Source organism: Chitinophaga pendula (assembly GCF_020386615.1).
In the GTDB taxonomy this organism is placed as follows: Bacteria; Bacteroidota; Bacteroidia; order Chitinophagales; family Chitinophagaceae; genus Chitinophaga; species Chitinophaga pendula.
Genome location: NZ_CP077769.1, coordinates 6,344,074 through 6,357,266, shown reverse-complemented (window position 1 = coordinate 6,357,266; position 13,193 = coordinate 6,344,074). Strand labels below are relative to the sequence as shown.

Here is a 13,193-nt window from a genome sequence, read left to right as displayed (position 1 = left end):
GATGAAGAAGGTATTATATATAGCGCTGCTGATTGCTGGCGCACAAAGTCTGAAAGCCCAGGAAGTAGGGAATACCAATACATTAGTGGATCCCTTGCCTACGCAGTATTTCCAGAACCAGTATCTGGCCAACCCCGCGATGGCAGGTATTGATACGGGATTACATCTGAATGCAGCCTACAGACGGCAATGGAAAAATCAACCCGGGGTGCCGGAGACCATCAGTTTTACGGCAGACTATGCGGCGGGGAAAAGGGTAGGAGCTGGTTTGATGGTTTTCAATGACAAGGCTGGTCTGATGACAAGCACGCGTGTGGCATTGACTTATGCTTATCATCTTCCCTTATCATTGGAACGGAATCAATTCCTGCATTTTGGTCTGTCGTTGGGTATCCGTACAGAACGTATCAATCTGAAAGGGATTAACGGAGAGGTGATGGACCCATCTATCGGCCGTTTTAATCGCCGGGATAATTACTTTGATGGAGATTTCGGTGTTGCCTATACCAGCAATGGATTAAGCCTGCAGGCGGCATTACCGAATGTAGTGGGATACTTTAAGTCAGACAAGAACCTGGTTAACGGCTCTACTTTTTTCACTGCGGCGAGTTACCGGATTGCATTAGGCGGACAGTTTACATCGCTGGAGCCTAAGGTTTGTTTCCGTGGCGTGCGTGGATTTGATAACATTGTAGATGTGGGTGCTAACTTGGTCCTGTTGAATGATGTAGCCAATGTATATGGCTTGTATCACAGCTCGAAAACCTTTACGGTAGGGGCTGGATTTAATATACACCACACCGTTGGTTTGCAGCTTAGCTACTCTTCGCAGACAGCTGGGTTGAGTAATTACTTGTCCGGCAATTTTACAGTCGGACTAACGGTGAACCTGTTTAATAAGCGATAGACTTAGCAGCCATACTATTTTTACTGCCCGTTGGTATTTACCAGCGGGCAGTTTTTTTATCCCCAGGTCAGCGGATCCAGCTGGAGGTAAAAATCCAACCTGGAAGTATCGGGATGATCGATCTGTAATAGCTGGAACAGCCGGATATAGGCCGCCTGCTGTTGATCGGCCTGTGGCCAGGTCTCTTCACTGTTCGCCAGCAACAAGGTATAATCTACATACGGATCTGCTTTGCCCAGTCGCCCCAGGTCTATCATACCGGTACATTGTAACGTAACCGGGTCGACCATGAAGTTAGGCAGGCAGGCATCGCCATGGCAAACGACCTGTTCTGCGGACTCCTGTGCCAGCCTTTCCTGCAATGACATTTCGAGGTTGGCCAGCAATGTAGCGGCTGGTATATGGTGTTGTTCGGGGCGAAGAAAATCAGGATTGACGGCTCCTCTTGCTACTACATCACGGGCTTGCGCAAACATCAGCGAGAGGCGGCGATCGAATGGGCAGTTATTTACCGGCAACTGGTGTAATGCCTGCAGTTGCCGGGTTATAGAAGTCCAGGCAATGGACAATTGTTCGGCTGTCAATTTGCTCGCCGGAATGCCCGGTATCGGGCTTATGAGCAAGCAGCTGCCGGTTGCGGTCTCGATCCAGTCGAGCACTTTTGGGGTAGGTAAGTCTTTGTCTGCCAGCCATAGCAACCGGTCTTTTTCTGCTGCCAGCGATAGTGCGCGAGGGCCTGTGGAGATCTTTGCATAAGCCTCTTCATCGCTGCGTTGATATACGAGATCGCCGGATTCTCCATGCTGCACCGGCACCCAATGAATGCCCGCAGGTAAGAGAGGAAGTAAGTGATTGTTCATAATGGCGGTGGCTTAATCATTTGATAATGGAGAACTGCCTGTCTAAATTATTATATTGAATAGATATCAGCCAATATCATTTTATAGTTTGCCAGTAGTCCCCTACCTAGTTGATGTGCGGCCTGTACGGTGTCGTATACTCACTGTAAACAGGAAGGTTAGGAAGCACACCTACGGCGGCGGGCAGCATCATTTTGATAATATGAATACAACGAAGAACATTCCTGCAGGGGGGACGAATTTTTATATTGGGAGCTATCACCAGGAGCGTCTGACAGCGTTTGACAATATTCAGTATATCAATGATTGTGCATCTATCCTGCCCGGTGGCAGCGGGTATGTGGTAAAATAAAAAAATGGGCAGGTTAGCTGCCGGCCCATATATCCATTATGGTAGGTTATTTATTTTTCTTTACCCAGAGGAATTCGGCGAATCCCAGGGCGTCCCAGAAGATATTGCCTTCTACATGTCCCTTTTTGAGCAGCGAATACATGATACGGAAGGGCATGCCCAGAATATAATACCAATTGCGACGTGTTCCGCTACGCAGGACCGTACAACCGTTGGCGGTAAAGATCTGCGTTAATTCGGGTACTGAGTATACGCGTACGTGGGTAGGGTCATCTTTAAAGTTAAGACTTCCTTTCATGGAGGGCAAGGTGGTACTTTTCTGACCTGGATATTCTATATAGAAGTAGCCTCCCGGTGCAAGTTTCTGGAGGAGATGAGGGACTACCTGGTCACCATTATACAGGTGTTCTATAACATGAGCCATCCATATGCCATCGAACTTCGCGTCGGGGATAACACCGTAGTCCAGTTTGGTGAGGTCCAGTTCATAAAAGCCTTTCATTACTGCGAAATCTTCAGGAGCATTATTGTATTCCTTATCAAGGTCCAGCCCGTAATAATTACAGTTCGGGAACAAGGAGGTGATGCGGGAGGCGGAGTGATTGCCTGCGCCAACATCCAGTAGAGAAAAGGGTTTGTTCCTAAAAGACTTACTAAGAAATCGGAACTTAAAATTAATATTGATCTTAAGGCGTTTCATATGGAGCAAAGAAAGTAATATTTTATAAGAAAAAAGAAGCGGGTAAAAAGGGGTATTGTGATATGGGTATGGTGGGAATATATGGTAAAAAAAAAGCGACTACGTGTATCGTAATCGCTTTTATGTGGTGTGAGCCGGGATCGAACCGGCGACACAAGGATTTTCAGTCCTTTGCTCTACCAACTGAGCTACCGCACCGCCTAACTCCTTTGTGAGGAGGGATTGCAAAGGTAAGACAAAGTTTGAAATTTCAAAATTTATTGGGCAATAATTTCAATTTTTTCTTTTGCAGTGATTATTCCATTCCACAGCGTATTTCTCCATTCCAGTGCCTGTAGTGCGAAAGCGGCGGCTTCTTCCCATTTGGCAGGGTCTGCTCCGCAAAGTTGTTGTACCATTTCCATGGCCAGGTGGCTGTGGTGATCGCCATCGACTTCGATGTGGCGTTCGAGGTAATAGGTGAAGATATCCAGTTGCCCCTGGAATTGTTGGTTCAGGTCTTTTACTACTGAATAGAACATATCTGGGATCAGGTCTTCCCGGCCGAAGGTGAATACGGCTGCCATTACGTGAGGTTTGCCGGTGGCGATCACATCAAATGTAAAGCCCAGGAATCCTTTAACCGCGGGAGGTAAGGAGGTATTATCCAGTATGGTATTGATGTCCTGACCGGCATGTGCGGCTGCGACCATCGCGGTGATGAATTGTGTGTCTGCACCCGCCTGTTGCATCGCTTCCAGGTAGAGTTCAAAATGACTGCAGCGGTTACCGGCGGCATCTATATCGCTTTCTTCGCCGGTTACTATTTCGTTGATCAGGAAGCGGGTATTGGCGTTACCTACGGGGACCCAGGGCAGTGTTACGCACGTAAGTTGTTGTTGCAGCGCTTTGAGTAAGGACATAAAATCCCATACAGCAAAGACATGGTATTGCATGAAAAGCTGTACATCTTTCATAGACTGCAGGTGACTATATAAGGGGTGTGCCACGATTTGCTGACGCAAAGGGGCGATAGTGGCTTGTATCTGTGCAATACTCATGATGCTATTATTATGATGCTGAATGAGAAAAGAAAAAGGTTCCCTTAAATAAATAGGGGAACCTTTATGTTAAAAAAATCTGTTAGTTGCCGTATTCTACCAGGAACTTGATACGCATTAATTTCAGCTGTTCGATGGTATAGTCGCTGTCGATGAGCTCTTCGCGGGCAAGAGCCAGGCTGGAGGTTTCGCAGCCTTTGAAATACTCCAGGATCTCGTCCTGTGCATAATCATCCAGCTCTTCATCGATGCAATAATCGAGATTTAATTTAGTACCGCTGGCTACGATGGTTTCCATTTCATCCAGCAGTTGAGGGAGTGTCAGTTCTTTATTTTTTGCGATGGTCTCTAGGGACATCTTTTTATCGATGTTTTGGATGATGAACACCTTCAGGCCGCTTTTATTGACGACGCTCTTCATTACGAAGTCGTCTGGCTTAACGATATTGTTCTCCTCTACGTATTTGGAGATGACATCTATGAATTGTTTGCCATAGCGGATGGCTTTCCCTTTGCTGACTCCCTGTATTTTTTCCAGTTCCTGAGTGGTAGTAGGATATTGGGTAGCCATATCTTCCAGGGAGGTTTCCAGGAAGATAACGAAGGGAGGGAGGTTCTTTTCTTTAGATACCTTTTTGCGCAGGTCTTTGAGCATTTCTACCAGTACGGGATCTGCGGAGGCATGTGCTTCTGCTGCTACTTCTTCTTCATCGTCGCCTCCATCTTCTTCAAACTGGTGGTTCAGGGAGACCATGATGGAATAGGGTTTCTTCAGGAATTTATGTCCTTTATCCATGATCTTGAGCAGGCCATATTCTTCTATGTCCTTTTCGATCAGGCCTTCCAGCATCATCTGGCGGATGAGAGAGTTCCAGAAGTGGGCATCAAATTCTTTGCCTTCGCCGAATACTTCCAGCTGATTGTGTCGGTAGGTGGTGATCTGCGGGTTGATTTTGCCGGTGATGATATTTACGACATAATCGGCTCCGAATCTTTCTTCCAGCGATTTGATCGCTTTGAGAACGATTACCACGCGGTTCTTCACCTCTATTTTTTCTTTAGGATTGCGGCAGTTATCACAATTGCCGCAATTATCTGTTTCAAATTGTTCTCCGAAGTAATGCAGGATGACTTTACGGCGGCATACTGCGCTTTCGGCATAGGCTACTGTTTCGTTGATCAGTTGTGCGCCCATTTCCCGTTCGCTGAGTGGTTTGTCGCGCATGAGGTGTTCGAGCTTCTGCACATCTTTATGGGAGTAATAGCAGACGCAGATACCTTCGAGGCCATCCCTGCCGGCGCGGCCGGTCTCCTGGTAGTAGTTTTCCAGGCTTTTGGGGATGTTGTAATGTATGACAAAGCGCACATCGGGTTTATCGATCCCCATACCAAATGCGATGGTGGCCACGATCACTTCCACGTCTTCGAGCAGGAACATGTCCTGGCGTTGGGCGCGGGTGTTGGGGTCCAGGCCGGCATGGTAGGCTACGGCTTTGATATTATTGGCCATCAGCATATCGGCCAGTTCTTCGGTTGTCTTGCGGTTAAGGGTATAGATGATACCACTTTTGCCTTTATGCTGGTGGATAAACTTTACTATGTCTTTGATAACCAGCTCCTTTTTCCTTTTAGGACGGATCTCATAGTAGAGATTGGGTCGGTTAAAGGAGGAGATGAACACCTGCGGTGTGCGTAGGGTCAGGTTCTTTACGATATCGCTTTGAACTTTAGGAGTAGCTGTTGCGGTGAGGGCAATGATGGGTAGTTTATCATTGATCTGTTCGATCATTTCTTTGAGCCGGCGGTATTCCGGACGGAAATCGTGTCCCCATTCGGAGATACAGTGTGCTTCATCGACGGCGATGAAAGAGATCTGCAGGTCGCGGAAGAACTCAAGGTTTTCCGTTTTTGTCAGTGTCTCCGGAGCCACATATAGCATCTTTGTCTTACCCGCGAGGAGGTCTGTCCTGACTTTTTTTATCTGTGCTTTGGAAAGCGTTGAATTGAGAAAGTGTGCGACATTGTCTTTGCTACTATAAGAGCGGACCAGGTCTACCTGGTTTTTCATCAAAGCGATCAGGGGGGAGACGATCAGTGCACAGCCTGGGCTCATGAGCGCAGGTAACTGATAACAAAGTGATTTCCCTCCACCGGTTGGCATTATTACGAAAGTATCTTTCCCCGAAAGGATACTTTTTATGATTACTTCCTGGTTCCCTTTAAAGGAATCGAACCCAAAATGTTCGTGTAATGCATCTAACAAACTTACCTTTACAACAGCCATTGCATTCAATTTTTAACAATAAACTCTAAAGAACTAACAAATTACGGATAAAGGTTATGTGTTTTTTAGGGGACACGAAGTTACTTAAAAATGTACTGATACCCAATTAAATTACATAAGCTTAATGCAGTGGGAAGCCTTGTCAGATCAATATCCGATAGGATTCATTTTGAATATGATCGGGAATCATTATTTAAAATCACTGAGCGAGCGTCTGCAGGGACAGTGCTTGCCGGCGGCAGGTAAATTAACAGTAAAAGTTAATAGTGAGTGTTATGAATAATCTGCTGAATGCTATACAAAAATGATAAATTTGTAGGATTGAAATGAAAAAGCAAACAACGATCAGTATCGGAGAAGCAGGACGGAGGACTTTACAGCTGGAAGCAGCTGCGATAGCGGGCTTGCAACAATTCATCGATCAGGATTTTGAAGATACGGTAAAACTCATTGCTCATTGTGAAGGCCGTGTGGTAGTAACCGGCATTGGGAAAAGTGCGATTATCGGTCAAAAGCTGGTCGCTACTCTTAACTCTACCGGTACTCCGGCATTGTTTATGCATGCTGCGGATGCTATTCACGGGGATCTGGGTATGATACGGGAGCAGGATGTGGTGCTTTGTATCTCCAAGAGTGGGGATTCTCCCGAGATAAAGGTATTGGTACCGTTGGTCAAGAACTTTGGTAACAAGCTGGTAGGGATGGTGGGTAACATGGCCTCGTTCCTGGCGAGGGAGGCTGATTATGTGTTGAATACTTCTGTTGACCAGGAGGCATGTCCAAATAACCTGGCACCGACTACGAGTACCACTGCTCAGCTGGCTATGGGAGATGCGCTGGCGGTATGCCTAATAGAATGGCACGGATTTACGGCTGCTGATTTTGCCAAGTTCCACCCTGGTGGCACATTGGGCAAAAAATTATATTTGAAAGTGGCTGACCTTAGCAAGTTGCATCAGGCGCCTAAAGTACAGGAACACAGCTCTTTACAGGAAGTGATCGTAGAGATATCTTCCAAAATGCTGGGGGTAACTGCGGTATTGGATGACAAAGCGGAGTTGATGGGTATTATCACAGATGGGGATTTACGTCGCATGTTGGAGAATAATCTTCCTACTGCCACGGTATCTGCCCGGGATATTATGTCTAGACATCCAAAGACCATTCAGAAAGACGAGCTTGCCATCAACGCATTGGATAAGATGCGGGAGCATGATATAACGCAATTATTGGTTATGGATGATAAACGCTATATTGGCATCATTCATCTTCACGATTTAATCAGGGAAGGAATTATTTGATAGTATGACAAATGTGAACAGGCATTTCTACGTGGCCATTATGGCCGGCGGTATTGGTAGCCGATTCTGGCCGTATAGCCGCACAGATTATCCCAAGCAGTTCCTGGATATTCTTAATACAGGGAAGACGTTACTGCAGTGGACCTATGAACGGTTTTCTCAGTTCATACCCAAGGAGAATATCTATGTGGTGACCCACCAGCAGTACACCAGCAAGGTGGCGGAGCAGCTGGAGGAGCTACCTATAGGGAATATTGTAAGCGAGCCATCCCGTAAGAATACGGCGCCTTGTATCGCCTACATCTCACACAAGATCAGTAAGCAGGACCCTAAGGCGTGTGTGATATGTGCACCGGCAGATCATCTTATCATGGATGGTCCGGCTTTCATCAGTGCCTGTCTTAATGCATTGCTGTTCGTGCAGAAAGATAACGCACTCGTAACATTGGGTATTAAGCCTACGCGTCCGGATACTGGATACGGATATATTCAGTTTGAAACGCAGCAGGCAGCCGACAATGTATATAAGGTGAAGACCTTTACAGAAAAACCGGATGTGGAGCTAGCGCGTACTTTCCTCCAGAGCGGCGACTTTCTCTGGAATGCAGGCATATTCGTGTGGAATGTGAAGACTATCCTGGCCGCATTCAAGAAATACCTGCCGGAAATAGATGAGCTATTCGAACAGAGCCGTCCGGCATTAAATACACCTGCGGAAAAGGAAGAGATAGACCGCATTTACTCACAGTGTACCAATATTTCCATTGACTATGGTATCATGGAGAAAGCGGACAATGTATACGTTATCCCTTCTAATTTTGGCTGGAGTGATCTGGGTACCTGGGCATCTGCCTATGAGAACCTGGAAAAAGACTACCTCGGCAATGCTGTACAGGGCAAAAATGTAATGGTGGTAGATGCTACCAAGTGTATGATCAAAGCTCCGCAGGATAAACTTGTACTGGTACAGGGGCTGGATGATTTCATTATCATCGACACGAATGATGTGTTGCTGATCTGCAAAAAAGAAAATGAGCAGCAGATCAAAGAATACGTGGCAGAAGTAAAACGGAACAAGGGAGAGAAATTTCTCTGAACATCCCCCGGGAAAAATAATTGATTACTGGCCATTTACGTTACGGCAGACAACAGCAACGCTGGTGTACCGTATTGTAAGTGGCCTTTTCATAACAACTATATTATACTATGCTGTTTAACTCTAAACTTCCTGCGATTGGTACTAATATTTTCAGTGTAATGTCTGCGTTGGCAGCGGAGCATAACGCCATCAATCTTTCCCAGGGGTTTCCTGATTTTGACTGCAGCGATGAGCTGAAGGCCCTTGTTAGTGAAGCGATGCAACAAGGATATAATCAATATGCTCCCATGCCGGGGATATTGCCTTTGCGGCAGGTGATTGCGGAAAAAATAGCACGGTTATATGATCAGAAGGTACATCCGGATACAGAGATCACGGTTACGCCCGGGGGTACTTATGCTATCTTCACTGCTATTGCTACCTGTATTTCTCCTGGTGATGAGGTAATTATTTTCGAGCCGGCTTACGATAGTTATATTCCTAACGTACTGGTTAACGGAGGGGTGCCGGTATTGATACCCCTTTCATTTCCTACATACAAAATTGACTGGGAGCAGGTAAGGCAGCGAATTACGCCACGGACAAAAATGATCATGATCAATACGCCTCACAATCCTACTGGCAGTATCCTTGGGGAATCAGATCTGCAAGCGCTGGAGGATATTGTGCATCAACATCAGTTGCTGGTACTTTCTGATGAGGTGTATGAGCATCTGGTATATGATGGGCAGCAGCATTTGAGTGTGTTGCGTTACCCGAACCTGTTCCGTAATAGTTTTGTGGTATTTTCTTTCGGTAAGGTGTTTCACAACACGGGGTGGAAGATGGGGTATTGTGTGGCGCCTTCTCATCTGATGCAGGAGTACCGCAAGGTGCATCAGTTCCTGTGTTTTTCGGTAAATACGCCTATGCAGTATGGATTAGCGAAGTTCCTGGAAACGCCTTCGCATTATTTGTCATTGAGTGCTTTTTACCAGGAGAAGCGGGATTACTTTTTACAGCTGATGCGTGGCAGCCGGTTTACGCCGTTGGCGGGATCGGGTAGTTATTTCCAGTTGATGAAATATGACCGGATATCGGAGGAGGGGGATAAGGCATTTGCTACCCGTATTACGAAGGAGCATGGTGTGGCCAGTATTCCTATTTCTGCTTTTTATCGGGATGGGCATGACGATCATGTGATCAGGTTCTGTTTTGCGAAGCGAAAGGAAACGCTGGAGCGGGCTGCGGAGCGGTTGGTGCAGATATAAGCCGGTCTTAAAAAAGAGGGCCACCCCGAGAAATCGGGACGGCCAGTCTTTGTATCTATGAGCGAGGTGTATGCTTGTCGCATGGACCTCAACGGGAACTGATTAAGCAGTTGCCAGTTGAGATACTGCTTCCTGGTGTACCAGGGTGTGCTCCAGGAAGTTGACATTACCTGTTTCCACATCATACATAGCACCGATAATACCAATAGCGCCGTTGCGGATCAGGTCGCGTAATATTTCACTTTGTTCCATGATAGCCTGAACGGATCTTTCTATCTGGAGGTAGGTAACTGCTTCTACGAAGGCCGGGTTTTTAGCGGTCCGGTTGTCGGTTATGGATTTCTCTGCTTCTACAGCGGGGGCTATCCTGTCGAGGAGGCCGGTGAGTTTACCCATTTTCACTGCGTCGCAAGCACCGGCGATAGCGCCACATTTGGTGTGGCCCAGCACTACGATGAATTTTGACCCCGCTGCATTACAAGCATATTCGAGGCTACCTAGTACATCATCTGTAATAACGGCGCCAGCGAGGCGGATGCTGAAGATATCGCCCAGTCCCTGGTCGAAGATCAATTCGGCGGAGGTACGGGAGTCCATGCAGCTTACGATGGCGGCCATCGGATATTGGCCGGCGGAGGTTTCGTTTACCTGCTGGAGCAGGTTACGATTAACTCTCAGATTGTCTACAAAACGGGCGTTACCATTCTTCAATACTGTCAATACCTGTACGGGAGTAAGATTTGCCTGTGCGTCTTTATTCAATGTTTTCATCTTTTCTCTTTGTTTTTAGCAGCGATCAATAGTCTGCCTTGTGATCAATAATTCAATTCTCTTTTTTCTGTTCGCATTAGTTCGGCTGCAATTCTTTCAGCAGCTGTTTGTGGTTACCGGTTGAGATAGTATGGACATGCCCGCTGGTTTGTGCGGTCTGCTGTTCTACTGAGATATCACTGGAATTCATGACATTATAGACATCTTTAAAGCCAGTGAGCATTACTGTAATGTCTTTCTGAGGCGCTTTTACGTCTTTGAATTCACGGATGGTTTCGAGTACATCGAAATCGATGTAGGAGGTTTTGCTGGCGTCGATCACCACGGTACTGTTTTCCGGGAGGTGGTCGAGGGTAAGCATGATGCTGGCTTTGTTGAGGAAGGATACTTCCTGGGCCAGTTCGAGGCGGATGCTATCGCCGGTGTTATATTTTTCCTTACGGAAGAAGTAGGAGCTCTTGATATTACCCCGGAGGATGGCGATGATGCTGACAGCCATACCCAGTGCGATACCCATGAGCAAGTCGGTGAATACGATGGCGACTACTGTTACGACGAACGGTATCCATTGGTATTTACCATTTTTGAACATCTCCTTGAAGATGGAGATTTTACAAAGTTTATAACCGGTGACCAGCAGTACGGCGGCGAGTGTGGCCAGCGGTATCATATTGAGTATTCCAGGAATGAGGGCGGCACAAACCAGCAGCAAGGCTCCGTGTACCATGGTTGCCAGTTTGGTTCTGCCGCCCGCATTGATGTTGGCCGAAGACCGTACGATCACGGAAGTGATGGGTAGGCCTCCGATCAGGCCGCTGATCATATTACCGATACCTTGGGCGCGGAGTTCGCGGTTGGGGTTGGTATATCTTTTCAACGGGTCCAATTTATCTGTGGCCTCGACATTGAGGAGTGTTTCCACGGAGGCTACTATGGCGATGGTAGCGGCGGTGATCCACACTTCCTTGTTGGTGAGCGCGCTGAATTTAGGGAGGGAAAATTGCCCGATGAAATCGTTAACACTGGCGGCTACGGGCAGGCTTACCAGGTGGTTCTGATCGAGAGAAAGGATCCCTGTACTGAACAGTTTGTTGAGGGCGATACCTGCGAGTACGGCGACCAGTGGTGCTGGTACGACATTCAGTTTGGGTATTTTATTCCAATACAGGATAATAAGAATCGATATCGCGGTGATGAGTGTTGCGCCCAGGTGGATATGATTTAAGGTAGAAAGTAGGGCGGTAAAGCTGTTATCTCCATCTACCTGTATGAAAGCAAAGTCTCCTTCAGAGTCTTTATCGTAGCCGAAGGCATGGGGCAGCTGTTTCAGTATAATGATAATACCGATAGCGGTGAGCATACCTTTGATCACGTTGGACGGGAAGTAGTTGGCTACGGAGCCGGCTTTGGCGATACCCAGTAATAACTGCATTGCGCCGCCCAGTACAACAGCCAGGAGGAATACGTCGAATGCGCCTAATTTGGTGATGGCGGTCAATACGATGGCGGTAAGGCCGGCAGCAGGGCCGCTCACGCTCAGTTGGGCGCCGCTGAGGGCGCCAATAACGAGACCTCCGATGATACCAGCGATCAGGCCTGAAAACAGGGGAGCGCCGGATGCTAATGCGATACCCAGGCACAAGGGTACGGCTATGAGGAAGACTACCAACCCAGAGGAGGCGTCGGCCTTTATATTGGCAAATAATGATGTCTGCTTGCTCATAAATCAAAGAAATTAAGTGGTTAGATCAGGAAGTAACTTGATGATTAGAGTAGAATGACGAGGTACATATTTTTGTACACACGTATCCTGTGTTGTGAAAACGGTAGCAAAATCCCTATAAAATCAAGATGTGAATGTGTGATGGTATTGCCAGCCATGTGTTTGCGCGGGAGCAATTCACATAGTCTATGAAATTTGTGAACGAAATCCGAGTAGCAGGTGCAGTTATACCAAAGGTGTGCAGCATTATTGCAGTCGACACTTCATGGTAGTGTGCAAAGCAGTTGTTTGACAATCTAGCTCATTGAAAAACAGTTACATCGGAGGTGTAAGATGGGCTGGCTGCCGGTATTAGCAGTAATTGGGAGGGGGTGTTTTTACTTCCTGAGCCGGACCATTAGGAATATCTTCCAGGAGATGGTATTGGATAATGTTCAGGAATAATTCGGGCGCGAATTTGAGGGCGCCATCATATTGTTTGCAATATTTAAGCTCTTTGGCCAGCTTAATAATATCGTTGCCGCAACCTCCATCGGAGGGGTGCTCTTCTACGATCTGATTGTTAAACAACAGTTTCCCCATCTCCTTTATTGGAAGGAGTTGTGTGCACATAAGTGCCAAGAGAAATATGCTTACAATCTTTTTGATCATCCGGAGATAATGTGACAATTGTGTCCGGTACAAAAATACTACCTGAAAGCTACTTTTTATCAGAAAACCATTAAAAAAATGTTAAAAGGGACCAATTGCTGGTACTTGTGCATTCATCCCTTGTTAATGACCGCTCATCACAATGTTCTTTTGGCGAAGGTGCCAGTCTCTTCTATACAAGACGCTTTACTGCAGGCCATTTAAGCGAGCAATGCCGGTAATATCCAAAGCAAGTTATTTTGCTTTGTCTGGTAT

Annotated in this window: 12 protein-coding genes and 1 tRNA gene; 5 read left to right on the top strand and 8 right to left on the bottom strand. The window is 46.7% G+C overall.

Translation table 11 applies throughout. The features are described 5' to 3' along the window. Position 1: 1 nt before the first annotated feature. Positions 2–907, top strand: a complete 906-nt coding sequence (locus KTO58_RS23830) for a PorP/SprF family type IX secretion system membrane protein (RefSeq protein ID WP_095837001.1) — start codon at positions 2–4, stop codon at positions 905–907. A 56-nt stretch (positions 908–963) separates the two neighbouring features. Here the strand turns inward: KTO58_RS23830 and KTO58_RS23825 are convergent, their stop codons facing one another. Beyond that, positions 964–1,767, bottom strand: coding sequence for an APH(3'') family aminoglycoside O-phosphotransferase (locus KTO58_RS23825; protein WP_225859893.1), 804 nt, complete (start codon positions 1,765–1,767; stop codon positions 964–966). A gap of 202 nt (positions 1,768–1,969) precedes the next feature. Here KTO58_RS23825 and KTO58_RS23820 point away from each other — a divergent pair, with 202 nt between their 5' ends. Beyond that, positions 1,970–2,119 (top strand): hypothetical protein, encoded by a 150-nt coding sequence (locus tag KTO58_RS23820; protein WP_157752767.1) that lies wholly within the window; start codon positions 1,970–1,972, stop codon positions 2,117–2,119. A 46-nt stretch (positions 2,120–2,165) separates the two neighbouring features. On the opposite strand, the gene KTO58_RS23815 is transcribed toward KTO58_RS23820, so the two are convergent. The 4 genes from KTO58_RS23815 to recQ form a co-directional block, all read right to left on the bottom strand. Next, complete coding sequence (locus tag KTO58_RS23815; protein ID WP_095837003.1) at positions 2,166–2,819, bottom strand: class I SAM-dependent methyltransferase; 654 nt, start codon at positions 2,817–2,819, stop codon at positions 2,166–2,168. A gap of 125 nt (positions 2,820–2,944) precedes the next feature. Further along, positions 2,945–3,017: transfer RNA gene (locus tag KTO58_RS23810), tRNA-Phe, on the bottom strand. A gap of 59 nt (positions 3,018–3,076) precedes the next feature. Beyond that, complete coding sequence (locus KTO58_RS23805) at positions 3,077–3,859, bottom strand: DUF3050 domain-containing protein (RefSeq protein ID WP_095837004.1); 783 nt, start codon at positions 3,857–3,859, stop codon at positions 3,077–3,079. A gap of 82 nt (positions 3,860–3,941) precedes the next feature. Then, positions 3,942–6,143, bottom strand: a complete 2,202-nt coding sequence (gene recQ / locus KTO58_RS23800) for a DNA helicase RecQ (RefSeq protein ID WP_225859892.1) — start codon at positions 6,141–6,143, stop codon at positions 3,942–3,944. A gap of 326 nt (positions 6,144–6,469) precedes the next feature. On the opposite strand from recQ, the gene KTO58_RS23795 reads away from it, so the two are divergent. The 3 genes from KTO58_RS23795 (at position 6,470) to KTO58_RS23785 (ending at position 9,793) form a co-directional block, all read left to right on the top strand. Beyond that, positions 6,470–7,444 (top strand): KpsF/GutQ family sugar-phosphate isomerase, encoded by a 975-nt coding sequence (locus tag KTO58_RS23795; protein ID WP_095837006.1) that lies wholly within the window; start codon positions 6,470–6,472, stop codon positions 7,442–7,444. 4 nt (positions 7,445–7,448) lie between these two features. Beyond that, on the top strand, positions 7,449–8,540 hold the full coding sequence (locus tag KTO58_RS23790) for a mannose-1-phosphate guanylyltransferase (RefSeq protein WP_095837007.1): 1,092 nt from the start codon (positions 7,449–7,451) through the stop codon (positions 8,538–8,540). Between the two features lie 110 nt (positions 8,541–8,650). Then, a complete protein-coding gene (locus KTO58_RS23785) occupies positions 8,651–9,793 on the top strand; it encodes a methionine aminotransferase (RefSeq protein WP_095837008.1) in 1,143 nt (380 codons plus the stop codon). 102 nt (positions 9,794–9,895) lie between these two features. On the opposite strand, the gene KTO58_RS23780 is transcribed toward KTO58_RS23785, so the two are convergent. The 3 genes from KTO58_RS23780 to KTO58_RS23770 form a co-directional block, all read right to left on the bottom strand. Then, the gene (locus KTO58_RS23780) at positions 9,896–10,564 is read right to left on the bottom strand and encodes a carbonic anhydrase family protein (RefSeq protein ID WP_095837009.1); all 669 of its coding nucleotides are present in this window, start codon (positions 10,562–10,564) and stop codon (positions 9,896–9,898) included. Between the two features lie 76 nt (positions 10,565–10,640). Then, the gene (locus KTO58_RS23775; RefSeq protein ID WP_095837010.1) at positions 10,641–12,287 is read right to left on the bottom strand and encodes a SulP family inorganic anion transporter; all 1,647 of its coding nucleotides are present in this window, start codon (positions 12,285–12,287) and stop codon (positions 10,641–10,643) included. Positions 12,288–12,638: 351 nt separating this feature from the next. After that, positions 12,639–12,899 (bottom strand): hypothetical protein, encoded by a 261-nt coding sequence (locus tag KTO58_RS23770; protein ID WP_157752768.1) that lies wholly within the window; start codon positions 12,897–12,899, stop codon positions 12,639–12,641. Positions 12,900–13,193 lie beyond the last annotated feature (294 nt).